The sequence below is a fragment of the Streptomyces marispadix genome (assembly GCF_022524345.1).
Taxonomy (GTDB): Bacteria; Actinomycetota; Actinomycetes; order Streptomycetales; family Streptomycetaceae; genus Streptomyces; species Streptomyces marispadix.
The window spans coordinates 1,532,052-1,554,442 of sequence record NZ_JAKWJU010000002.1 but is presented as its reverse complement, the minus strand read 5'-3'; the positions used below and the strand labels follow the sequence as shown (position 1 = coordinate 1,554,442).

General features: G+C 70.0%; 19 protein-coding genes. 11 read left to right on the top strand and 8 right to left on the bottom strand.

All coding sequences use genetic code 11. The features are described from left to right. The first annotated feature begins 60 nt into the window (after nucleotides 1–60). Nucleotides 61–558 (top strand): MerR family transcriptional regulator, encoded by a 498-nt coding sequence (locus MMA15_RS06670; protein ID WP_241058149.1) that lies wholly within the window; start codon nucleotides 61–63, stop codon nucleotides 556–558. A gap of 160 nt (nucleotides 559–718) precedes the next feature. Continuing rightward, a complete protein-coding gene (locus MMA15_RS06665) occupies nucleotides 719–1,753 on the top strand; it encodes an aldo/keto reductase (RefSeq protein ID WP_241058148.1) in 1,035 nt (344 codons plus the stop codon). Between the two features lie 79 nt (nucleotides 1,754–1,832). Here MMA15_RS06665 and MMA15_RS06660 read toward each other — a convergent pair whose 3' ends face one another. The 6 genes from MMA15_RS06660 to MMA15_RS06635 form a co-directional block, all read right to left on the bottom strand. Then, a complete protein-coding gene (locus MMA15_RS06660; RefSeq protein WP_241058147.1) occupies nucleotides 1,833–3,029 on the bottom strand; it encodes an alpha/beta hydrolase in 1,197 nt (398 codons plus the stop codon). Between the two features lie 307 nt (nucleotides 3,030–3,336). Beyond that, nucleotides 3,337–4,035, bottom strand: a complete 699-nt coding sequence (locus tag MMA15_RS06655; protein ID WP_241058146.1) for a response regulator — start codon at nucleotides 4,033–4,035, stop codon at nucleotides 3,337–3,339. Beyond that, nucleotides 4,032–5,570, bottom strand: coding sequence for a sensor histidine kinase (locus tag MMA15_RS06650; protein ID WP_241058144.1), 1,539 nt, complete (start codon nucleotides 5,568–5,570; stop codon nucleotides 4,032–4,034). The genes MMA15_RS06655 and MMA15_RS06650 overlap by 4 nt, the downstream gene beginning before the upstream one ends. 94 nt (nucleotides 5,571–5,664) lie before the next feature. Then, the gene (locus tag MMA15_RS06645) at nucleotides 5,665–6,567 is read right to left on the bottom strand and encodes a DUF4429 domain-containing protein (protein ID WP_241058142.1); all 903 of its coding nucleotides are present in this window, start codon (nucleotides 6,565–6,567) and stop codon (nucleotides 5,665–5,667) included. 179 nt (nucleotides 6,568–6,746) lie between these two features. After that, nucleotides 6,747–7,991, bottom strand: a complete 1,245-nt coding sequence (locus tag MMA15_RS06640; RefSeq protein WP_372498193.1) for an alpha/beta hydrolase — start codon at nucleotides 7,989–7,991, stop codon at nucleotides 6,747–6,749. Between the two features lie 293 nt (nucleotides 7,992–8,284). Next, nucleotides 8,285–8,917, bottom strand: a complete 633-nt coding sequence (locus tag MMA15_RS06635) for a TetR/AcrR family transcriptional regulator (RefSeq protein WP_241058140.1) — start codon at nucleotides 8,915–8,917, stop codon at nucleotides 8,285–8,287. 257 nt (nucleotides 8,918–9,174) lie between these two features. Here MMA15_RS06635 and MMA15_RS06630 point away from each other — a divergent pair, with 257 nt between their 5' ends. Together MMA15_RS06630 and MMA15_RS06625 are read left to right on the top strand one after the other, a co-directional pair. Then, nucleotides 9,175–10,812, top strand: a complete 1,638-nt coding sequence (locus MMA15_RS06630; RefSeq protein ID WP_241058139.1) for an MFS transporter — start codon at nucleotides 9,175–9,177, stop codon at nucleotides 10,810–10,812. 443 nt (nucleotides 10,813–11,255) lie between these two features. Continuing rightward, a complete protein-coding gene (locus MMA15_RS06625; protein ID WP_241058138.1) occupies nucleotides 11,256–11,666 on the top strand; it encodes a peptidase inhibitor family I36 protein in 411 nt (136 codons plus the stop codon). 167 nt (nucleotides 11,667–11,833) lie between these two features. Here the strand turns inward: MMA15_RS06625 and aceE are convergent, their stop codons facing one another. Next, a complete protein-coding gene (aceE, locus tag MMA15_RS06620; protein WP_241058137.1) occupies nucleotides 11,834–14,581 on the bottom strand; it encodes a pyruvate dehydrogenase (acetyl-transferring), homodimeric type in 2,748 nt (915 codons plus the stop codon). Between the two features lie 407 nt (nucleotides 14,582–14,988). Between aceE and MMA15_RS06615 the strand changes: the two genes are divergently transcribed. The 6 genes from MMA15_RS06615 to MMA15_RS06590 all read left to right on the top strand — a co-directional run bounded on the left by MMA15_RS06615 (nucleotide 14,989) and on the right by MMA15_RS06590 (nucleotide 19,920). Next, on the top strand, nucleotides 14,989–15,429 hold the full coding sequence (locus tag MMA15_RS06615) for a DUF3052 domain-containing protein (RefSeq protein WP_241058136.1): 441 nt from the start codon (nucleotides 14,989–14,991) through the stop codon (nucleotides 15,427–15,429). Nucleotides 15,430–15,921: 492 nt separating this feature from the next. Then, nucleotides 15,922–16,380 carry a peroxiredoxin gene (locus MMA15_RS06610; protein WP_241058135.1) on the top strand — a complete coding sequence of 153 codons (459 nt, stop codon included), beginning with the start codon at nucleotides 15,922–15,924 and terminating at the stop codon, nucleotides 16,378–16,380. 129 nt (nucleotides 16,381–16,509) lie between these two features. Beyond that, nucleotides 16,510–17,085, top strand: coding sequence for a TerD family protein (locus tag MMA15_RS06605; protein WP_241058134.1), 576 nt, complete (start codon nucleotides 16,510–16,512; stop codon nucleotides 17,083–17,085). 107 nt (nucleotides 17,086–17,192) lie between these two features. Next, nucleotides 17,193–17,771 carry a TerD family protein gene (locus tag MMA15_RS06600; protein ID WP_241058133.1) on the top strand — a complete coding sequence of 193 codons (579 nt, stop codon included), beginning with the start codon at nucleotides 17,193–17,195 and terminating at the stop codon, nucleotides 17,769–17,771. Between the two features lie 39 nt (nucleotides 17,772–17,810). Further along, a complete protein-coding gene (locus MMA15_RS06595) occupies nucleotides 17,811–18,935 on the top strand; it encodes a DUF475 domain-containing protein (RefSeq protein ID WP_241058132.1) in 1,125 nt (374 codons plus the stop codon). A 226-nt stretch (nucleotides 18,936–19,161) separates the two neighbouring features. Continuing rightward, on the top strand, nucleotides 19,162–19,920 hold the full coding sequence (locus MMA15_RS06590; RefSeq protein WP_241058130.1) for a Tellurium resistance: 759 nt from the start codon (nucleotides 19,162–19,164) through the stop codon (nucleotides 19,918–19,920). A gap of 61 nt (nucleotides 19,921–19,981) precedes the next feature. Here MMA15_RS06590 and MMA15_RS06585 read toward each other — a convergent pair whose 3' ends face one another. Further along, the gene (locus tag MMA15_RS06585) at nucleotides 19,982–20,905 is read right to left on the bottom strand and encodes a TerD family protein (protein WP_241058128.1); all 924 of its coding nucleotides are present in this window, start codon (nucleotides 20,903–20,905) and stop codon (nucleotides 19,982–19,984) included. A 275-nt stretch (nucleotides 20,906–21,180) separates the two neighbouring features. Here MMA15_RS06585 and MMA15_RS06580 point away from each other — a divergent pair, with 275 nt between their 5' ends. Beyond that, nucleotides 21,181–22,389, top strand: coding sequence for an HpcH/HpaI aldolase/citrate lyase family protein (locus MMA15_RS06580; RefSeq protein ID WP_241058127.1), 1,209 nt, complete (start codon nucleotides 21,181–21,183; stop codon nucleotides 22,387–22,389). The last annotated feature ends 2 nt before the right edge of the window (nucleotides 22,390–22,391 follow it).

Sequence of the window (22,391 nt, the reverse complement as noted above, 5' to 3'; positions counted from 1 at the left end):
CGAATCGGCCCGGATTTTGCGCTTGCTTGGAGTGCACTTCAAGTCCGTAGCGTTCACTTTATGACCGTGACGGAGACGGATACGGCGGACGAAGCAGTCGAAACAGCCGAAGCAGTGGATGCGGACGCGCCGGAGGCGTGCGCCGCCACAGCGCCCAACCCCAGGCCCGAGGGCCGGGACCGGTACACCATCAGCGAGGTCGCCGCGATCTGCGGGCTGAGCGCGCACACCCTGCGCTGGTACGAGCGGATCGGGCTGATGCCGCATGTGGACCGGTCGCACACGGGCCAGCGGCGCTTCACCAACAGGGACCTGGACTGGCTCGATCTGGTGGCGAAGCTGCGGCTGACCGGCATGCCGGTGGCGGACATGGTGCGCTACGCCGAACTCGTGCGCGCCGGGGAGCACACCTGCCCCGAGCGGCACGAACTGCTGGTGGCGACGCGCGAGGACGTGCTGCGCCGCGTCGCCGAGCTACAGGAGACCCTCGCGGTGCTCGACTACAAGATCGGCATCTATGCGGCGTACCGGACTCCGGACAAATCCGCGGCGGGCTGAGGGCCGCGCCCAAGACGGGAGCGGGCGGAGCGTGCGGCACTGCTGGAGCGGCCGTGGCCGTTCCGGGCCCGCGCCCCTGCCCGCACCCGCACTCGCACTGGCGTGGACCGTCCGCGCGGTCCGCACACATACGTACGTCTGAGAGATCTGGAAGGAAGCGATGAGCCTCCACTCGGAGAACGGCGCGAAGCTCCCCACCGCACGCCTCGGCACGGACGGCCCGGAAGTGGGCGTGCAGGGCCTGGGCTGCATGGGCATGAGCTTCGCCTACGGACCCACCGACGCCGACGAGGCGCGGGCGACCCTGGAGCGCGCCCTGGAACTGGGCGTCACGCTCTACGACACCGCGGACATGTACGGGGCGGGGGAGAACGAGAAGTTCATCTCCTCCTTCGTCGGCAGGCACCGTGAACAGATCACGCTGGCGACGAAGTTCGCCATCAGCCTCGACCCGGACGACCCGTCGGCGCGTACGATCCGCAACGACCCGCCGTACATCCGCCAGTGCGTGGAGAACAGCCTGCGCAGGCTCGCCGTCGACGAGATCGACCTCTACTACATGCACCGGCGCGATGTGAACGTTCCCGTCGAGGAGTCCGTCGGCGCCATGGCCGAGCTGGTGCGGGAGGGGAAGGTCAGGCATCTGGGGCTGAGCGAGGTGACGGCCGACGAGCTGAGGGCGGCGCACGCCGTGCATCCGATCGCGGCGCTCCAGTCGGAGTGGTCGCTCTTCAGCCGCGACATCGAGCGGAACGTGGTGCCCGCGGCCCGCGAACTCGGCGTGGCACTGGTGCCGTACTCGCCGCTGGGACGCGGCTTCCTCACCGGTTCCTTCGCCGACGCCGAGAAGGACCTCACCAGCGACGACTTCCGCCGACACCAGCCCCGCTACGCCGGGGAGAACGCGGTGGCCAACGCCGCGCTGCTGGAGCCGGTGCGCAGGATCGCGGACGCGCACGGTGTGTCTCCCGGGCAGATCGCCCTGGCGTGGGTGCACCAGCGGTCGCAGGTGTGGGACGGGCTGACCGTGGTGCCGATCCCCGGCACCCGCAAGCGCTCCAGGGTGGAGGAGAACACGGCGGCCGTACGCATCGAACTCTCCCGTGAGGAACTGGAGTCGCTGGAGCCCATCGCGGGCCGGGTGGCGGGGGACCGCTACGCGGACATGACGTTCTCGTCCGCCGGACGGGAGTGACGGCGCGCGGACGGAGTCGATGGAGCAGGCGCGGTGGCGTGGGACGGGGCGCGCGCCGTCCCACGCCACCGGTGCTTCCTCACGTGGTGGCCCGCGTGCAGGGATCGTCCGCGTCCGGCGCCGCACACGCGACCTCTCCGTACGAACCCAGCGTGATCGCCGCGAAGTTGGCGAGCGAGTCGGTGCCGGGTTCGAGATAGCCGGCGTGCCCGTCGGCTCGCGCCGAGGAGACGACGCGGGCGCCGAAGCCGCGTGAGACGGGGTCGGTGCCGTGTCCGAGACCGGCGAACTCCACGTTCGGGACCCTGCCGATCCAGTCGCCGGCGTCGCGGGCGGCCCACACCGGTACGTGTGTGCCCAGTCCGCGTACCGACTCCGCGTGCATGCCGGGCGAGCCGAAGACGATGAGCGCGGAGGCCTCACGCCGGGTCAGCCCGTCGGCCGCCCTGCCGCATACGACGGAGCCGTAGCTGTGGCACAGCACGGCGGGAGCGGGCGCACCGATGCGGTCGAGCCCCTGGAGGAAGCGCTGAAGCCGGGGTGCTCCGGCGGCGGCGAGCCGCGTGGTGGCGGCGTCGGGCCCCAGGCCGACGGGTGTCGTATAGCCGGTCCAGGCGACGACGGCGGTACGGGTGCCGGGCGCCGTCGAGGCCATATGGGACCGCAGCGAAGCGGCCATCCCGGCCGGAGTCCCGTACTTGCCGGGGCCCTCGCGGTCGAAGGTGGCCAGGTCGATGTCCGAACCGGGCACGATCACGGCCGTGCGCCCGGCGGCGGCCAGATCGCCGTAGACCTCCGCGACCTGGCCGCGGCCGCGCGGATCGAAGGCGAGTATCCGGCGGCCGGGCGCGAGGAGCGCGGCGCAGCGCTCGGCCCGCTCACGTGCCAGCCGCCGGTCCTGCGGAGTACGGGACGGATCGGCGGCGCGCGCCCGCTGGTGCGCCGACTCGGCGCGCAGGGCACGGCGGTTGGCGGCGTAGCGCAGTGCCGCCGGTGCGCCGTCGAGGTTGCCGACGACGAGGGGGTGCCGTTGGGCCAGCGTCTGCCGCTGCCTGCCGCCGAGGGACGCGAAGAACGAGGCGATGCGCTCCGGAGCCGCCGTCGGGTCGGGAAGCCGCTGCCCGAGCGTGGTGTCGTCGGCGCGCCAGGCGGCCGTTCCCGGGGGCGGGCCCGACACGGCGGACTGCTCCGCACCGGCGGCCCAGCCCGCGGTGCCCGCGACGACGGTGCCCACGAGTGCGGCGGCGGACAGGGCGCGGACGAGGCGGCGCCTCATGCCGGTCCGGATGCGCAGCGGGCTGGTGCCGGTCCGGTGGCCTGCGCCGGCCCGTCGGCTTGCGCCGCATGGTCGCGTGGCTCGTGCCGGTCGGTCGCCGTTTCCCGGTCAGGTGCCTCATCCCCGTACCCCCTCCGGCGGCTGCCGGAGGAACCGGCGGCCTGTCGGAAGGAGCGTCTGACGGAGGTCAGCGGCACCGCGTCACACCCCGGAGCCAACTCGCCGGTGATACCCGGGTATTCAGCTCCCCTCCCTGAGGAGGAGGGGCGGCGGAGGCGGCAGGGCAGGGGGCTCGGCCCGGAGGCGGTCAGCTCTCTCCGGGCGAGACCAGTCCCGACTCATAGGCGAAGATCACGGCCTGTGCGCGGTCACGCAGCCCCAACTTGGTGAAGATGCGGCTCACATGCGTCTTCACGGTCTGCTCCGCGAGCACCAGAGCCTCGGCGATCTCCGTGTTGGACCGGCCGCGTGCGAGCAGCTCCAGTACCTCGGTCTCACGGTCGGTCAGCCCGTTCAGGCGCAGCCCGCGTGAGGCCGCAGGCGCTGGGCGCTGCCGGGCGAAGTCCGCGATCAGGCGCCGCGTCACCGAAGGGGCGAGCAGTGCCTCGCCCTCCGCCACGACCCTTACGGCGGCGATGAGATCGGCGGGCGGCGCGTCCTTGAGCAGGAAGCCGCTGGCCCCCGCGCGCAGGGCCTCGTAGACGTAGTCGTCGACGTCGAAGGTGGTCAGCATCAGGACCTTGGGACGGTGGGCGCCGTCCTCGGTGCCGCCCCCGGCGTCATGGCCGGGGCCCAGCAGCTTCCGGGCCGCCTCCAGGCCGTCCATCTGCGGCATGCGTACGTCCATGAGCACCACGTCGGGGTGTGTACGTCCGCACAGTTCGACGCCCTCCGCGCCGTCCGCCGCCTCGCCCACCACGTCGATGTCGGACTGGGCGGAGAGCAGCGCGGCGAAGCCCGCACGCACCATGGCCTGGTCGTCGACGATGTTCACGCGGATCGTCATGAGTGCGTGGGGTCCTTCCCGGTCGGTGGGGCGGGCGGCAGGGGTATGCGGGCGACGACGCGGAAGCCGCCGTCGGGGAGCGGCCCGGTGTCGAGGGTGCCGCCGGTCAGCCGTACGCGTTCCCGCATGCCGACCAGGCCGTGACCGGTGCCTGCGGTCTCCAGCGGTGGGCTCGCGGGGCCGGGCGAGGGGCCGTTGACGACGAGCACGGTCAGGGCCTCGCCTTTCGTGCCCGCCTTCGCCGTGCCCGCCTTCGTCGTTCCGGCCCTCGCGCCCGTCCCCGTCGTTCCGGCCTGGGCCGTGCTCGCCCCCGTCGTGCCCGTCACCGATACGCGGGTCGCCGCTCCTGGCGCATGCCGTACGACGTTGGCGAGCGCCTCCTGGACGATGCGGTAGACGGAGAGCTGCACGGCCTGCGGGAGTCCCGACAGCCCGTCCGCGACGGAGAGTTCGGTGGGAACGCCCGCCCTCACCGTCGCCTCCGCGAGCTGGCTCAGCCGGTCCAGCCCCGGCTGCGGTGCCCGTTCGCCGTGTGCGTCCTCGCTGCGCAGCACTCCGAGCAGGCGCCGCATCTCCGACAGCGACTCGCGTGCGGTCTCCGCGATCGAGGCGAACTCCTCGCGTGCTTCGGGCGGCAGTCCCTCCAGCCGGTAGGGCGCGCTGTCGGCCTGCACCGTGACGACCGACATGTGGTGTGCGACGACGTCGTGCAACTCCCGTGCGATACGGGCGCGTTCCTCAAGCAGCGTGCGCCGGGCCCGCTCTGCCTCGCTGATCGTCTCCTGCTCGGCGAGCCGCCGCTGCGCGTCCCCCCGTTCGCGTACCGCGCCCGCGAGCAGCAGCACCAGGCCGCTGAGCACGGTCAGTATCACGTTCGTACCGTCGCTGCGGTCCTGTCCGACCACTCCCAGCACGAAGGAGAGCAGGAGCGTGACCGTCCATACGGCGATGAGCGTGCTGCGGCGTTCCCGTACCGCCAGCGCCAGACACAGCACGAGATAGCCGATGATCGCCGGGGCGGGCCAGGGCCACGCGCTGTCCACGGACGCGCTGAACAGCAGCAGCAGAGCGCCGACGGTGTCCGCGGTGATCACGATCCACCAGGCCTGGAGCGGGCGCGTCACGGCCAGCAGCAGCGGACCGGCCTGTGCGACGGCCAGGCAGAAGGCGATCGCGCCGGGCAGCCCGTACTCCTGGGACAGCACGGTGTCCGTGACCGGGACCAGCACGGCTACGAGCCCGAAGACCGACACGTACGCCCAGCGGCGTCCACGGCCCGAACCTCGCGGTGGCGGTGGGGGACCGGCGATCGCGGGCGTCGTCAGCGCGGCACGCAGATCGCGCAGCGCCCGCCGTGCCGTATGCACGGGGCCGCCCGCAGCGGTGCCTTCCGCTGCGGAGCTTCCGTCGTGCTGCTCCCGTTGGTCCCGTTGTCCCCGCCGCTCCCGCTGTTCCGGCGGCCCGAAGCCCCGGGGTGGTTCCGGCTGCCCGGAGTCCCCCGGCCCTACCGGCGGTTCGGCGGCTGACGGTTTCATGTCTCGTTCAGGCTATGGCGAGGTCAGCGCCCGCACGTCATACGTGGGTACCGGGTGCATCCCCTACGCGAGTAGGGCGTCCGCGAGCCGCCGCTCACAGCTCGGCCAGCAGATCCGCCTTCTTCTTCGTGAACTCGTCGTCCGAGACCAGCCCCGCCTCGCGCAACTCCCCGAGGTGGCGTATTCGTTCGGCGATGTCCGCCGGGTCCGCGCGCCCTGCCGAGTGCGCGGCGCGTGACGGACCGGACGCCTGGGAGGCCCCGGAAGGCCCCGCCGGTTCCGCGGCCCGCACGGCCTCCAGCACCGATGCGGCGAACGGCAGCGACTCATGGACGAGCCCGTAGCCGATGCCGAAGACCACCGACGCGGGGTCCTTGTCGGGCTCCCCGTTCTCCGGGGGCCGTCCGCCGCGCGGTGTCACACGGAGGTGGCCGCCGGCGATCTCCGGCGAGCGCCACTCGACGTCCTCCAGCTCGCTCACAGGAAAACTCTGGTCGCCTGCCTTCCACTTGCTCGACGAGGCGCCCGTCCAGAACCAGCGGAAGAAGACCGTGCTGCCGTCGAACGACGCCTTGCCGTCGTACGCCTTGAAGCTGTGCGGCGCCGGAGGCGCGGCGACGAGATGGTGTTCGGCTGGCTTGTCCGCGTCCGCGCCGAGAACGGCCCGCAGTTCGGTCGCGTAGTAATCGGCGAGGGTCTCGCGCTCGGCGGGCAGCACCAGCCGGTAGGGATCGCAGCCGTCCTTGAGCTGGCCGGCCGCGGCATCGAGCAGCGGATCGGCGCCCGTGCGTGGCTGGGCGCGCAGCACCACGGTGCCGCGCTTGCCTCCGGGCGCGAGTTCGACGCCGCTCAACGCCTCGTACGGGACGCGCCGCTCCCCGAGCACGTGGAAGAGCTTCGGTGTGCGGATCCCCCGTTCGAAGCGGATGAGCACGGAGTCGGCTTCGAACTCCCAGGTGGAGTGAATTCCAGCCAGTACGTCACCCATGCGGCCCATCGTAAGCGCGAGCCGCCCGCTCGTCCCCCTCCTCGACGCTACGCGCGTAATTGGCCGCCTTTACCGGGCATATGCGTGCACGTGCGCTGGTCACGGCCTTGTGCGCCGTGTGGTGCCGAGCGCTCCGGGAGGGGTCGCGACCGGCAGCCGCCGGGCGCCGTTCTCGTCCCGGCGTACGGCTAGAGCGTCCTGGCCGGGTGCCCCACACAGCCCGGGTCGCTGGTCGCACAGCTCACCGTGGAGTACGAACCGGTCGCGATACCGGCGAAGTTGTCGAGGCTCCCGGTGCCCGGCACGTAGTAGCCGGTGTGCCCGAGAGCGCCGTCCGCGGACAGCCGCCGCGCGCCGAACCCGGGGGAGACGGGGTCGGCGCCGTGACCGAGTCCGCCGACCTCCATGTGCGGCACGTCCGCGATCCAGTCGTCCTCGTCGCGTACGGCCCAGATGTTGGCGTCGGTTCCCAGGTCGCCGGCATGGTCGACGCGCATCCCCGGGCTTCCGGAGACGGCGATGTCGGTGACGCGGTCCGGAAGGTCGTCGGCCGCGTCACCGCAGACCACGGAGCCGTAGCTGTGGCAGAAGAGAGCGATGTGCGGTGCGTGCAGCCCCTGTACGAAGTCGCCCAGCCGCTCGGCTCCTTCGGCCGCGAGGTTGCCGGAGGCGGCGTCGACGCCGAGGCCCGTCGGCGCGGTGTAGTCCGCCCATGCGACGGTCGCCGTGCTGGTGCGGGGCGCGGCGGCGCGCTGCCGCTGCTGTAGGGCGCGGGCCATTCCGGCGGGTGCGGAGTAGGGGCGGTCGGACTTCTCGAAGGTCAGCAGGTCCGTGTCGACGCCGGGGACGACGACGGACACCCGCTGCGCCCGGTCCAGATCGCCGAAGACCTCGGCGGCGCGGCCCGGCCCGGTCGGATCGAACGCGAGGATGTGCCGCCCCGGTTCGAGCATCGAGGCGAACCGGTGCATGCGGCGGCCGGCGTTCTGCCGCCCCTCTTCGGTGAGCCGCTGGTCCCGCATGCGCTCGCGTTCCACGTCGCGTGCCTCGGCCAGCGCCTTGTGGTTGGCGCGGTAGCGCAGGGCGGTCGGGGCGCCGCCCAGGTTTCCCACGACGAGCGGGTGCCGGTCGGCCAGGCGCCGCTGCTGTTTCTCGCCGAGCGAGCGGAAGAAACGGGCGACGGTGCCGGGGGCCTCGTGCGGTCCGGGCAGACGGCGGCCCGCGACGGAGTCCTTCGCCCACGCTCCGACGGCCGCGGCATAGGGGCCGGGTGTGCCGTCGTGCTCGCGGATCGCCGTCCAGCCCGTGGTCGCCAGCAGGACCAGCACCACCGCCAGCGCGAGCATCGTGCGCCAGAAGGCCGTGCCCGGGGCTCCCGCGGACGGGAGACCTGTTCCGGACAGGGGGTTGCTGAGGGCCGGGAAGGAAGTCACTGGGCAGCAACCCTAGGAGACACGGCAGAGTGCTCGTGCCCGCCGTGACCCATCTCACGTTTCACGGTGCCTGATCGGGTCAGCCACGACGCCTCGAAGCGTACGCACGTTTGGCCGGTCGTCAGGGGTTCCCGCGTACGCGGAGGAGTCGGCGCAGGCCGGAGGGCGTGGCCGAAGTCCTGGGGGATTGGCCGAAGTTGATGTGCCGGCCGCCGACCGCGACCGGGGTCCCCGGGCTGAAGCCGCCGCCGAAAGCAGCGGCCAGGGGGCGGCCGCCTCCCCTGCGGCCCTCGTCACCTCCCGGGCTCGCCCCAGTCGTCGGAGAGCGCGGGACCCAGCGTGTCCACATACGACTCGACCGCGTGCTGGGCCGCGGTGACGGTGATGTCCCCTCCGGAACTCCAGGAGCGGAACGCCGCCCGCATCACACCCGAGAACGCGGCCACCAGCACCCGCGGCCTGGGATCGGAGTCGGGGTCCACCCCTTCACGCCGGGCGATCTCCGCGGCGAGCCCCTCCTCCGTCTCCGCCGCGTGCCGCAACTGGACGGCGAGCAGCGCGGGAGTGGTCTCGGTGATCTGCCACATCCGCATGTACAGCGGCAGGGGCACGATCTCCTCGATGGCCTCGCCGATGCTCTCCCACGTCTCGTCGAGCGTCGTACGCAGCACCTCCACCGGTGATCCACCGGGCGGCTGCCTGCGTACGGCCTCGACGTAGCGCTCCGAGACGAGCATCTGGAGGGAGAGGGCCACCTCCTCCTTGCTGGAGAAGTACCGGAAGAAGGTGCGCTGGGAGACGTCGACGGCGGCCACGATCTCGTCGACGGTGGTCTCCTCGTACCCCTTCTCCACGAAGAGTTCATGGGCGGCACGCACGAGTGCGTCCCGGGTGCGCTGCTTCTTCCGCTCACGCAGACCGGTCACTTCGGCCACCTCCCTGTTCGTTCGCGTAGCTCGTCCACGCGCAGGAGGGTACGCGGACCGGCCGAGTCCGCCGCCCGATCCGCGGGTTCGCCCGGTCCTCGACGGAGCCCCCGGTTCCGCGGCGTACGCCTTACCGGCCGCGCGGGAACGGGGAGTTGAGACATCTGCCGGGCTGTGCCTGAGTGTGAGCGGTCTGACATCTACCGACGAATGTTTTTGTTTGTCAACTGTCAGCGACTGTCACTAGCCTCGCGTCCATGAGCTCCCAGACCAGCACGTCCTCGGGCCGGAATCCCAAGGCTCCCGGGCCGAGTGAACCAGGCATACCGGGTGCGCCCGACGGCCCCGCGCCTCGCCGGGGTGTCCGCGGCCACCCCTGGCTGACCCTCGTCACGGTGGCCATCGGCATCACCATGGTCGCCCTCGACGGCACCATCGTCGCGATCGCCAACCCCGCCATCCAGAAGGACCTCGGCGCCTCGCTCGCCGACGTCCAGTGGATCACCAACGGCTATCTGCTCGCGCTCGCGGTCGCCCTGATCACCGCGGGAAAGCTGGGCGACAGGTTCGGTCACCGTCAGACCTTCCTCGTCGGAGTCGTCGGCTTCGCGGGGGCCTCCGGAGCGATCGGGCTGGGCGGCAGCGTCTCGCTCGTCGTCACCTTCCGTGTGCTTCAGGGCCTCTTCGGGGCACTGCTGATGCCCGCGGCGCTCGGTCTGCTGCGTGCGTCGTTCCCCGCGCAGAAGCTGAACGCCGCCATCGGCGTATGGGGCGCGGTCATCGGCGCCTCCACGGCGGCGGGCCCCATCGTCGGCGGACTCCTGGTGGAGAAGGTCAACTGGGAGTCGGTCTTCTTCATCAACATCCCGGTCGGTCTCGCGGCGCTGCTGCTGGGGCTGGTGATCCTCCGCGACCACCGTGCGGAGAAAGCGCCCCGCTCGTTCGACGTCCCCGGGATCGTGCTGCTGTCGGGCGCGATGTTCTGCCTGGTGTGGGCGCTGATCAAGGCCCCCTCCTGGGGCTGGGCCGACTCCGCCACGCTCGCCTTCCTCGGCGGCTCGCTCGTCGCGTTCCTCGTCTTCGGCCTGTGGGAGTCGAGGGCGAAGGAGCCGCTGGTTCCGCTGAGCATGTTCCGTTCGGTCCCGCTCACGGCAGGCACCGTGCTGATGGTGCTCATGGCCTTCGGCTTCATGGGCGGGCTCTTCTTCGTGACCTTCTATCTCCAGAACGTCCATGGGATGTCGCCGGTGGACAGCGGGATACGGCTGCTGCCGCTGACGGCGATGATGATCGTGTCCTCGCCCGTTGCGGGCTTGCTGATATCCAAGGTCGGACCGCGCGGACCGCTGGTGGCGGCCATGATCGTCACAGCGGTCGCGATGTTCGGCCTGTCGACGCTCGACGCGGACAGCGACGCCGTCGTCACCTCGGTGTGGTTCGCGCTGCTGGGTCTCGGCCTCGCGCCCGTCATGGTCGGGGCGACCGATGTGATCGTCGGCAACGCGCCACTGGAGCACTCGGGAGTCGCCGGCGGGCTACAGCAGGCGGCGATGCAGGTCGGCGGCAGCCTCGGCACGGCCGTACTCGGGGTCGTCATGGCCACCCGCGTCGACAGCGCGCTCCCGGACAAGTGGGCGGAGGCCAAGCTTCCGCCGTTGCCGCCCGGTCAGGAGGACAAGCTCAAGAGCGCGGCGGAGGTGGGCGTCGCGCCGCCGGCGCCGCCGGGCACTCCGGCGCAGCTCGCCGACGCGATGAAGGAGGTCGTGCACGACTCCTTCATCTCCGGGATGGGGCTGGCCTTCATGTGCGCGGGCGCCGTGGCGGTCTTCGCGTCCGGGGTCGCCTTCTTCACCAAGCGCGGTCAGAGCGCCTCGGGGCCGTCGGTGCACGTGTGACGGAGCGTGACGGAGAACGTGTGACGGTGTGCGTGTGACGGTGCTGCGGCGGTCGCGGCCGTTGCGGCAGCAGTGAACCGGGGGCGGACGGGCACGGCCTGTCCGCCCCCGAAGTGTGTCCGCTTCCTAGGTTGTCCGCAGCAGGTCCGCAGCAGGTCCGCAGCCGGGGTTCGCATCCGAAGTGTGTCCGCACTCCGAAGTCCGCGGTGCCGCCCTCTACTTGTGGGCGGTGCGGCGCTTGTGGATAACCCCGCCACCTCTCCCGGTGAATCGGGCCGATCTCCCTTGGTCTCGTCTGAAGGCGCGTACATGCTGGTCACGACGCCGGGCGCGGGGCCCGGCCGGACACGGGGGAAGTGATCAGCATGTACGGACGGCACGGCCGAGCGGCGCAGGGGCCGGAGCGCCGCAGGCCTCTCCGGGGGCGTCGCCCTACGAGCCGTATGACGCGGGGCCCGCTGCCGGGCGGCCTCCTGCGGGGTGCGGCGCGAGGTGCCGTACTCGCCCTGGTGTCAGGGGTGTTGGCGGTGGTGCACCTCGCGTCGCCTTCCACGGCGGCGGCAGCCGGCCCGAAGCCGGGCGACTGCGCGCAGGGCGAGCTGTGTCTGTGGCCGCGCCCCGGCTTCCACGGCGAGCGCCATGTGTATGAACGGGCCCGGTTGACCCCGGGCCGCTGCCTTCGGCTCCCGGACGGCGCGGGCGCGAGGTCGTTCGGCAACCGCACGGGCCGTCCCGTCACGGTCTACGAGAGCGGCGAGTGCGCGGAGACGGCCGAGTTCCACACCCATCCCTCCGGCTCATGGACGCCCGAAGGCGCGTACAGGGTGCGGGCGTTCAAGGTGTGGGAGCGATGAGGGCCGAAGGCAGTCGGCTGCCGACCCGCCGGGCCCGGAGCGTCGGCCCGGCACAACTCGGCGGTGCGGTACGGAAGTTCCGCACCGCACCGCCGGATGTCCTGCTCAGGCCGCCGAGTCCGTCGCCGCGAAGGGAGCTCCGGGGGAGTCCCTTCGCCGGTCGTGGGCTACGCGTCGCCGCCCGCCGCGCCCGGGTCCGCCGCCGCCACATTCAGCAACTGGTAGCGGTCGAGGGCCTGTTTCAGCGCCGAGCGGTCGATCTTCCCCTCCCGAGCCAGCTCCGTGAGTACGGCCAGCACGATCGACTGAGCGTCGATGTGGAAGAAGCGCCTGGCCGCTCCCCGGGTGTCGGCGAAGCCGAAGCCGTCGGCTCCGAGCGACTGGTAGGTGCCGGGCACCCAGCGGGCGATCTGGTCGGGCACGGAGCGCATCCAGTCGGAGACGGCCACCTTCGGGCCGTCCGCGTTCTGGAGCTTGCGCGTGACATAGGGGACGCGCTGCTCCTCCTCGGGGTGGAGGAGGTTGTGCTCCTCGGCGTCCACAGCTTCGCGGCGCAGTTCGTTCCACGAAGTCGCGGACCACACATCGGCCTTGACGTTCCACTCCTCGGCCAGGATCTTCTGAGCCTCCAGTGCCCAGGGCATGGCCACACCGGAGGCGAGGATCTGCGCGGGGATGGTCCCCTTCTCGCCGATGCAGTAGCGGTAGAGACCGCGGACGATGCCTTCGGCGTCCACGTTCTCCGGCTCCGCGGGCTGGCGGATCGGCTCGTTGTAGACGGTGAGGTAGTAGAAGACGTCCTCACCCTGCGGGTGCTCCGGCGTGGAGCCGTACATCCGCTGAAGACCGTCCTTGACGATGTGCGCGATCTCGTAGCCGAAGGCCGGGTCGTAGGAGACCGCCGCGGGGTTGGTCGACGCGAGAAGCTGCGAGTGGCCGTCCGCGTGCTGAAGTCCCTCACCGGTAAGGGTCGTTCGGCCCGCGGTCGCCCCGAGTACGAAGCCACGCGACATCTGGTCGGCCATCTGCCAGAACTGGTCGCCGGTGCGCTGGAAGCCGAACATCGAGTAGAAGACGTAGATCGGGATCAGCGGCTCGCCGTGCGTGGCGTAGGCCGAGCCCGCGGCGGTCGCCGCCGCCGTGCAGCCGGCCTCGGTGATGCCGTCGTGCAGCATCTGCCCGGCGGGCGACTCCTTGTAGGCGAGCAGGAGTTCGCGGTCGACGGACTCGTAGGTCTGCCCCAGCGGGTTGTAGATCTTGGCCGACGGGAAGAAGGAGTCCATTCCGAAGGTGCGGTACTCGTCGGGCGCGATCGGCACGAACCGCTTGCCGATCTCCTTGTCCCGCATCAGGTCCTTCAGCAGCCGTACGAAGGCCATGGTCGTGGCGATCTGCTGCTGCCCGGAGCCCTTCTTGACCGCTGCGTAGGCCTTTTCACCGGGAAGCTTCAACGGCTTCGAGCGGTTCACGCGCGTCGGCACATAGCCGCCCAGCTCCTTGCGGCGGTCGTGCATGTACTGGATCTCTTCCGAGTCCCGCCCCGGGTGGTAGTAGGGCGGAGCGCCCGACTCCAGCTCCTTGTCGGGGATCGGCAGACGCAGCCGGTCGCGGAAGCCCTTCAAGTCGTCGATCGTGAGCTTCTTCATCTGGTGCGTGGCGTTGCGGCCTTCGAAGTTGGGCCCGAGCGTCCAGCCCTTGATCGTCTGCGCGAGGATCACCGTGGGCTGGCCCTGGTGCTCCTTGGCCGCCTTGTACGCCGCATACACCTTGCGGTGGTCGTGGCCGCCGCGTCCCAGGTGCAGAAGCTGGTCGTCGGTCATGTTCTCGGCCATCGCCCGCAGCCGCTGGTCGCCGCCGAAGAAGTGGTCGCGGATGTAGGCGCCGCTCTCGGTGGCGTACGTCTGGAACTGGCCGTCCGGCGTGGTGTTGAGCTTGTTGACCAGCACGCCGTCGCGGTCCTGCGCGAGCAGCGGGTCCCAGGAGCGGTCCCAGACCAGCTTGATCACGTTCCATCCGGCGCCGCGGAAGTACGACTCCAGCTCCTGGATGATCTTCCCGTTGCCGCGCACGGGGCCGTCGAGCCGCTGGAGGTTGCAGTTGATCACGAAGGTGAGGTTGTCCAGTCCCTCGCGTGCCGCCAGCGAGAGCTGCCCCAGCGACTCCGGCTCGTCCATCTCGCCGTCGCCGAGGAAGGCCCACACATGCGACTTGGAGGTGTCGGCGATGCCGCGCGCCTCCATGTAGCGGTTGATCCTCGCCTGATAGATCGCGCCGATCGGTCCCAGCCCCATCGACACCGTGGGGAACTCCCAGAAGTCCGGCATCGAGCGCGGGTGCGGATAGCTGGAGAGCCCGTCGGGAGCCTTGCTCTTCTCCTGCCGGAAGCCGTCGAGCTGGGCCTCGGAGAGCCGGTCGAGCAGGAACGCACGCGCATAGATGCCGGGGGAGGCATGGCCCTGGAAGAAGACCTGGTCGCCGCCGTCGCCCTCGTCCTTGCCGCGGAAGAAGTGGTTGAAGCCGACGTCGTAGAGCGAGGCGGAGGAGGCGAAGGTGGCGATGTGCCCGCCGACCCCGATGCCAGGACGCTGCGCACGGGAGACCATCACCGCGGCGTTCCAGCGGGTCGCGTTGAGGACCTTGCGCTCGATCTCCTCGTTACCGGGGAAGAAGGGCTCGTCGCGCGTGGCGATGGTGTTGACGTAGTCCGTGCTGCGCATCTCCGGGACGGCGACGCGCTTCTCGCGTGCCCGCTCGATGAGCCTCAGCATGAGATAGCGGGCCCGTCCCCGGCCGCGCTCGTCGACGGCGGCGTCGAGCGAGTCGAGCCATTCCTGGGTCTCCTCGGGATCGAAGTCCGGGACCTGGCTGGGAAGGCCGCCAATGATGATCGGGTTGCGATCGGATCCGGAAGCCACGCTGTTCCTTCGCTGTTCGTAATCGGTATGCATGGTGTCGCGCCGCCTCCATCGTGTACCGCCGCTGCGTCCGCGTCACCTCTACTGCGGGGTAACCCGGCTCGGGCTCACAACGCCTCGAAAAGGAGGGTCAAACGGGGCGGCCGAATTGCCACCCTACGCCCGCCGTGAGGGTGCCGTGCGGCCGTCGATCCACTCCGTACGGAAGGGGCGGAACCGGCGCATTTCCACTCGCCTCTTGTGGCGTGAATCACTGCTCATCGGGCATTGTGGGACGACACGTCAACGTTTGGGCGGGATGGATGGCCGGGTACTTGCGCGATCCGCCCTCCCCGTGTGGACTACGGCCATTGCCTCGCGTGCGCGCGGGGCAAAGGCAGATTTCAGCAAGAGACAGGAGGCAATCCGTGAGCGCGACCGCGGACCACGCGGAGGAGCGGACCAACCCCGCCGCAAGGCTGGGTTTCCAGCCCGGACAGGTGGTCCAGGAGCTCGGCTACGACGACGACGTCGAGCAGGCACTCCGTGAGGGAGTCGAGGCCATCACGGGTACGGAGCTCGTCGACGAGGACCATGACGACGTGGCCGACGCCGTGATGCTGTGGTTCCGCGAGGAGGACGGCGACCTGACGGACGCGCTGGTGGACGCCACCACGATGATCGACGCGGGTTCTCCGGTCTGGCTGCTGACACCCAAGACGGGCCGTGAAGGCTACGTCGAGCCGAGCGAGATCGGTGAGGCGGCGCAGACCGCCGGGCTCGCCCAGACCAGCACCGTGAACGCGGGCAAGGACTGGAGCGGCAGCCGTCTCGTCACCCCCAAGGCCGCCCGCACAGGCAAGCGGTAGGCAGGACCTCTCCGGTGGGAGACGCGGGGGCGGGGCCCCGGCGGGATCCCGGGGAAGACTCCGGCGACAGTGTGCAAGACCAGAAAGACCAGATCCGGGCCCTCCGGCAGCAAGCCTGCCGGGGGGCCCGGAGTCGCTTCACGGACGGCAGTGAAAGACTGCGCCGATGTCCCGTACGACGCCGTATGCCCGTCGCGTCGCCGGACGGAAGGCCGTGGCGTACAAGCGGCCGGCCGGACATGCCGGAGGGCGGGGGGCAGGAAGGCACGGCGTACGCGGCATACGCGAAAACCGTCACCGGCCGCCGGAATCCGGGGGCCGTCGCGGTGGCGGCAGGGACGTCGGGACGTACCGTCCGCCGGGACCGCCCGGCGGACTCCGCCAACCACAACCACCCGGGACGGCCGGTGTAAGCCGGCGCCACCCGGCAGTCGGCAGAAGCCGGCGAAAACAGCCAGCACTTCCAGCACTTACAGAAGGGGCCCTCATCCCATGGCAATCGAGGTCGGCACCAAGGCACCGGACTTCACGCTGAAGAGCCAGCACGGCGAATCGGTCTCGCTCTCCGACTTCCGCGGCAAGAAGAACGTCGTGCTCCTCTTCTACCCCTTCGCGTTCACCGGGGTCTGCACGGGCGAGCTGTGCGCACTCCGTGACGAGCTGCCCTCCTTCGTCAACGACGACGTGCAACTGCTCGCCGTCTCCAACGACTCTCCGTTCGCGCTGCGCGTCTTCGCCGACCAGGAGGGCCTGGAGTACCCGCTGCTGTCGGACTTCTGGCCGCACGGCGAGGTGTCCCGCGCCTTCGGCGTCTTCGACGAGGAGATGGGCTGCGCCGTGCGCGGCACGTTCATCATCGACAAGGAGGGCGTCGTGCGCTGGAGCGTCGTCAACGCCATCCCGGAGGCCCGCGACCTCAACGAGTACGTGAGGGCGCTCGAAGCGCTCTGAGCGAAGTCGCCAAGCGCTGGGAGCGGGGGGAACCGCTCACTAGGATCGATTCGTTGATCCGGCACAACCCGGAATACGCATACGGGGGCACGCACAGGGTGCCTCTTCGAACAGACAACAGGAGGACTCGTGGGAGTCAGCCTCAGCAAAGGCGGCAACGTCTCGCTGACCAAGGAGGCCCCGAACCTGACAGCGGTGATCGTCGGGCTGGGCTGGGATGCCCGTACGACCACCGGCTCGGACTTCGACCTCGACGCCAGCGCCCTGCTGGCCAACTCCGAGGGCAAGGTCAGCAAGGACGCGAACTTCGTATTCTTCAACAACCTCAAGAGCCCCGACGGTTCGGTCGAGCACACCGGCGACAACCTCACCGGTGAGGGCGAGGGCGACGACGAGGTGATCAAGGTCAATCTGGCGGGTGTCCCCGCCGACGTGGAGAAGATCGTCTTCCCGGTCTCCATCTACGAGGCGGAGAGCCGTCAGCAGAGCTTCGGCCAGGTCCGCAACGCCTTCATCCGCGTCGTCAACCAGGCCGACAACAACGAACTGGCGCGTTACGACCTCAGCGAGGACGCGTCGACGGAGACCGCCATGGTCTTCGGCGAGCTCTACCGGCACGGCGCGGAGTGGAAGTTCCGTGCCATCGGCCAGGGTTACGCGTCGGGACTGCGCGGCATCGCGCAGGACTTCGGGGTCAACGTCTGACAGATCCCGGCAGCCACCGGCGCCGCAGACTTCCGGGAAGTGGAGGTGTGCGGCGCCTGGTGATGTCGGGACACTGGGTGCATCAACACCGGGGAGAGGAACAGAACATGGGCGTGACGCTCGCCAAGGGGGGAAATGTCTCCCTCTCGAAGGCCGCACCGAATCTGACGCAGGTCCGCATCGGACTGGGCTGGAAGGCCCGTTCCACCACCGGAGCCGCCTTCGATCTGGACGCCAGCGCGCTGCTGTGCGCGAACGGCCGGGTCCTCGGCGACGAGTACTTCGTCTTCTACAACAACCTCAAGAGCCCTGACGGTTCGGTGGAGCACACCGGCGACGAACTCGTCGGGGGCTCCGGAAGCGACGACGACGAGACGGTCCTGGTCGATCTGACCCTCGTCCCCGCCCATGTGGAGAAGATCGTCTTCCCTGTGTCGATCTACGACGCCGAGACCCGTTCACAGACGTTCGGCCAGGTCGTCGACGCCTACATCCGCGTCGTCAACCAGCAGGACGATCAGGAGCTGGCGCGTTACGACCTCAGCGAGGACGCCTCCTCGGAGACCGCGATGATCTTCGGCGAACTGTACCGGCGCGACGGCGAATGGAAGTTCCGGGCCGTTGGGCAGGGGTACGCCTCGGGCTTGCGAGGCATCGCTCTAGACTTCGGAGTCAATGTTTCGTAAGCAAAGGCCATTTGTTCGTAAAGCGGATTGGGTAGCCCAGTGCTCTTGAAAACCTTCGGCTGGTCTCTCGGCGTCACGGCCGTGGGATTCGCTCTCGCCGCGTTGCTCTGGGGGTGGAAGGGCTTCGCGGTCGTCGCGATCCTCTCCGTCCTCGAGATCTCGCTGTCGTTCGACAACGCGGTCGTCAACGCCGGTGTGCTGAAGAAGCTCAACGCCTTCTGGCAGCGCATCTTCCTGACCATCGGCATCCTCATCGCGGTATTCGGCATGAGGCTGGTCTTCCCCGTCGTCATCGTGGCCATCAGCGCGAAGATCGGGCCCATCGAGGCCGTCGACCTCGCGCTGGCGGACCCGGACAAGTATCAGCAGCTCGTCACGGACGCACACCCCGCCATCGCTGCGTTCGGCGGCATGTTCCTGCTGATGATCTTCCTCGACTTCATCTTCGAGGAGCGCGAGTACAAATGGCTCGCCTGGCTGGAGCGGCCCCTGGCCAAGCTGGGCAAGGTGGACATGCTCTCCGTGTGCATCGCCCTGATCGTGCTGCTGGTCTCGGCGATGACCTTCGCCGTCGCCGCGCACCAGCACGGCGGGCATCACGCCGACAAGTCCGCCACGGTGCTGCTGTCGGGAGTCGCCGGACTCATCACGTATCTGATAGTCGGCGGGCTCTCCGGCCACTTCGAGAACCGGCTCGAAGAGGAGGAGGAACGCGAGCACGAGGTGGAGGAGAAGGCGAAGGAGGAGGGCCGCGACCCGTCACTGGTGGGACTCGCGGGCAAGGCCGCCTTCTTCATGTTCCTCTACCTCGAAGTCCTCGACGCCTCCTTCTCGTTCGACGGTGTCATCGGTGCCTTCGCCATCACCAACCACATCTTCTGGATGGCCCTCGGCCTCGGCATCGGCGCCATGTACGTACGGTCCCTCACGGTCTATCTGGTCCGGCAGGGCACGCTCGACGACTACGTCTATCTGGAGCACGGCGCGCACTACGCGATCGGCGCGCTGGCGGTGATCCTGCTCGTCACGATCAAGTACGAGATCAACGAGGTGGTCACCGGCCTCATCGGTGTCGCCCTGATCGCGGCCTCCTTCTGGTCCTCGGTCCGGCGCAACCGGGCGCTCACGTCGGCGCGCAACAGCGCCGGGGGAGAAGGCGGTTAGGACGCCGGTCAGGACGGCAAGCCGGGACCGGGACAGTACAGGGGGCGGTCGAATCCGCCGCGTGCGACCCCTGTGATCCCGGAAGACCCGTGTGATCCCGGAGGGCGGGGCGCCTCGTACGTTCCGGGTGTCACGGCGGCCTGTTTGCGGAACGCTTCTGAGGGGCGGCTCCGGGTCCCGACTCGGAGCCGTCCCTCGGCAGTTGGAATTCGAGTGGGGGTGCGGGATGGTCTCCCTCTGGGAGAACTGGCGCAACAGCGCCGGCATGCGACGACGTGGTCCGAAGTTCGACACGGTGGGGGGTCCTTCGACCTACGCGGTCGAGCTGACCAAGCGCCATTCGTCGGTGTCACTGACCGAGCAAGGTGCCGACAACGGCAGCCTGCGGGTCAACTTGTCGTGGCGCATGCGGTCTTCGGACTTCGACGGCAGGACGGGCCGCCGCGGCTCGCTCCGTCATCCGCTCCAGGCACTCAAGCCACAGGTCGTACAGGCACACACCCAGGGCGTCGTGGACGTGGACCTCGACCTTGCGTGCATGTACGAACTGGCCGACGGCAGCAAGGGAGTCGTGCAGCCGCTGGGCAACTTCCTCGGCGACTGGAACTCACCGCCGTATGTGAAGCTCACCGGCGACGACCGCTTCGGCTCACCGTCCGGCGAGACGATCTATGTGAACCTCGACCACAAGGACGACATCAAGCGGCTGCTGTTCTTCGTCTACATCTACGACGGCACACCCGCCTTCGACCGTACGCATGCGATCCTCACGCTCTTCCCGAGTAACGGGCCGCGGGTGGAGGTCGGGCTCGACCAGCGGGCGCCGCAGGCGCGTTCGTGTGCGGTGCTGCTGATGCAGCACGAGAAGGACCAGTTGGTGGTGCGGCGCCAGGTGCGTTACGTCTACGGCTTCCAGTCCGAACTGGACAGGCTCTACGGCTGGGGGCTCCAGTGGGGCCGCGGATACAAGGCCGGAAAGGTCTGACGGGGACGGCAACGCCCGGGGGCGGGTCCTGCCCCGCCCCGGCCACCGGCTCCGGTTGTGCTCAGCGTTCCTGGAACTGCGGGCCCTGGGGCGGAAGCGTGAAGTCCGGGTCGGGCTGCGGGTAGCCGTAGGCAGGCTGCGGATAGCCGTACGCGGGCCGGGTGGCCGGAGGCTGCTGCGGCGCCTGCGGGTAGCCGTAGCCGGAGGGGGCCGGTGCCGGTGCCGCTCCCGGGCCGGGACCCGCCGCCGCGATCGGCGAAGGCGCCGGGGCCGCGAGCGGGAAGTCCGGCTCCGTGACGGCGGGGGCCGCCACGGTCGCGTCGTCCGCCGCGGGTGGCTGTGCCGGTGCCGGTGCCTGTGCCTGTGCCTGTGTCGGAGTCTGGGCCTGTGCGGGTGTCTGCGCCTGTGCCTGGGCCGGTGTCTGCGGCTCGCTCGCCGCTTCCTCCACCGTGATCCCGTACTGGGTGGCGAGGCCCACCAGCCCGGTGTCGAAACCCTGCCCCAGCGCTCGGAACTTCCAGCCCGTACCGCGCCTGTACAGCTCGCCGCAGATCATCGCAGTCTCGGCGCCCGTCTCGGGCTCGATCTCGAACCGCACCAGCGGCTCACCGGCCGCTCCCTGCTCGTCGACCGCGTACAGCAGCAGTCGCAACTGCCGTACGTCGGCGAAGGTGCCGCCGTCCGACGAAGCCGCGAGCAGCACCCGGTCCACATGGGGAGCGACGGAGCCGAGGTCCGCCTCGACGGACTCGCGCATCCCGTCCTGCTGCTGCTCCTTGGCGACATGGCGCACCGCGCCCGAGGGGTGACGGGGCTGGTTGTAGAAGACGAAGTCCTCATCGGAGGCTACGCGTCCGCTCTCGCCGAGCAGCAGCGCTGACGCGTCCACGTCGGGCGCTCCGGATCCGGGGTTCCAGCACAGGACGGCGCGTACCGCCACAGTCTCCAGCTGAATGTTCGAGCCCTTCACCATGGCGTGCGTCATGGACTCATCCTGCCTTCCGCGCGGGCGCCTCGACAACGCGGGGAGCAAGCCGCGACGGGATGCCGACGGGGCGGTAACACATTTTTCACCCCCGATTGGAACCAATGGACCCCTCCCGTACGTACGACGAGCGGCTGCTTTTCGCCACGGGGCCGGTGTACGGCCCCTGGGCCCCAGGGACGCAGGGGCGTACCGGCCGGCGTAGGGGCGGCGCACGGTTGTCAGTGGTCGTGTCCGTCCTGCCGGATGCCACGCGAAGGGAAACGGGGTCGTCCATGCGGCATTTCGGTCATCTCGCGCCCGAGGTGCGGCGCGGGCTCTTCCAGTACGAGCCCGCGGAGTTCACGGCCCGCTCGCCGGGCCGCACACTCGCCACCGCCCTCGGCGCCACCCTCTACTGCCCGGCCACGCGCGGCAGCCTCGCCGCGGACGTGGTCAAGCAGAACCGGCGGGGCGTGGTGTCCATGGTGCTGTGCCTGGAGGACTCCATAGGCGACGCGGACGTGCACGCGGCCGAGGACAATCTCGTCCGGCAGTTCGAGCAGCTCGCCGTCACGGACGCGCTGCCCGAGGACGAGGTGCCGCTGCTGTTCATACGCGTAAGAGAGCCCGCGCAGATCATGGATCTGGTGGAGCGGCTCGGCCCGGCGGTGGCCCTGCTGTCGGGGTTCGTACTGCCCAAGTTCACGGAGGAGCGCGGCATTCCGTTCCTGGAGGAGCTGGCGAAGGCCGAATCGGCCGCAGGGCGGCGGCTGTTCGCGATGCCCGTGCTGGAGTCGCCCGAGCTGCTGCATCTGGAGACGCGCGCCGGGACGCTGGCGGGCATCGCCCGTACCGTCGACAAGTACCGGGAGCGGGTGCTCGCGCTGCGGCTGGGGGTGACGGACTTCTGCTCGGCCTACGGGCTGCGCCGCACCCCGGAGATGACGGCCTACGACGTGCAGCTCGTCGCGTCCGTGATCGGGGACGTGGTGAACGTGCTGGGCCGCGCCGACGGCACCGGCTACACGGTCACGGGCCCGGTGTGGGAGTACTTCCGGCTACAGGAGCGGATGTTCAAGCCGCAGTTGCGGCAGAGCATCTTCACCGGACGGGCCGAGGAACTGCGTACGGCGCTCATCGACCACGACATGGACGGGCTGCTGCGCGAGATCGAACTCGACCGTGCCAACGGGCTGTTGGGCAAGACCTGCATCCATCCCTCGCATGTGCTGCCGGTGCACGCGCTGTCGGTCGTGAGCCTGGAGGAGTACAGCGACGCAACGGACATCCTGCGGCCCGAGCGCAGCGGCGGCGGTGTTGTGCGATCCGCGTACACGAACAAGATGAACGAGGTGAAGCCGCACCGGGCGTGGGCGGAGCGGACGCTGCTTCGTGCCGAGCTGTTCGGCGTGGCACGTGAGGGCGTGGGCTTCGTGGATCTGCTGGCGGCGGGGGCGCGTGCGGTCGGCGGGCCGGAGGGAGAGGGCGGGGTGGAGGGGTGAGT

What these genes read in the sequence shown, in the direction of transcription:
- MMA15_RS06655 (WP_241058146.1), bottom strand. Translation starts at nt 4,035, where the DNA reads ATGACGATCCGCGTGAACATCGTCGACGACCAGGCCATGGTGCGTGCG.
- MMA15_RS06580 (WP_241058127.1), top strand. Translation starts at nt 21,181, where the DNA reads ATGCGGCATTTCGGTCATCTCGCGCCCGAGGTGCGGCGCGGGCTCTTC.
- MMA15_RS06630 (WP_241058139.1), top strand. Translation starts at nt 9,175, where the DNA reads ATGAGCTCCCAGACCAGCACGTCCTCGGGCCGGAATCCCAAGGCTCCC.
- MMA15_RS06585 (WP_241058128.1), bottom strand. Translation starts at nt 20,905, where the DNA reads ATGACGCACGCCATGGTGAAGGGCTCGAACATTCAGCTGGAGACTGTG.
- MMA15_RS06660 (WP_241058147.1), bottom strand. Translation starts at nt 3,029, where the DNA reads ATGAGGCGCCGCCTCGTCCGCGCCCTGTCCGCCGCCGCACTCGTGGGC.
- MMA15_RS06590 (WP_241058130.1), top strand. Translation starts at nt 19,162, where the DNA reads ATGGTCTCCCTCTGGGAGAACTGGCGCAACAGCGCCGGCATGCGACGA.
- MMA15_RS06625 (WP_241058138.1), top strand. Translation starts at nt 11,256, where the DNA reads ATGACGCGGGGCCCGCTGCCGGGCGGCCTCCTGCGGGGTGCGGCGCGA.
- MMA15_RS06670 (WP_241058149.1), top strand. Translation starts at nt 61, where the DNA reads ATGACCGTGACGGAGACGGATACGGCGGACGAAGCAGTCGAAACAGCC.
- MMA15_RS06665 (WP_241058148.1), top strand. Translation starts at nt 719, where the DNA reads ATGAGCCTCCACTCGGAGAACGGCGCGAAGCTCCCCACCGCACGCCTC.
- MMA15_RS06610 (WP_241058135.1), top strand. Translation starts at nt 15,922, where the DNA reads ATGGCAATCGAGGTCGGCACCAAGGCACCGGACTTCACGCTGAAGAGC.
- MMA15_RS06600 (WP_241058133.1), top strand. Translation starts at nt 17,193, where the DNA reads ATGGGCGTGACGCTCGCCAAGGGGGGAAATGTCTCCCTCTCGAAGGCC.
- MMA15_RS06645 (WP_241058142.1), bottom strand. Translation starts at nt 6,567, where the DNA reads ATGGGCCGCATGGGTGACGTACTGGCTGGAATTCACTCCACCTGGGAG.
- MMA15_RS06650 (WP_241058144.1), bottom strand. Translation starts at nt 5,570, where the DNA reads ATGAAACCGTCAGCCGCCGAACCGCCGGTAGGGCCGGGGGACTCCGGG.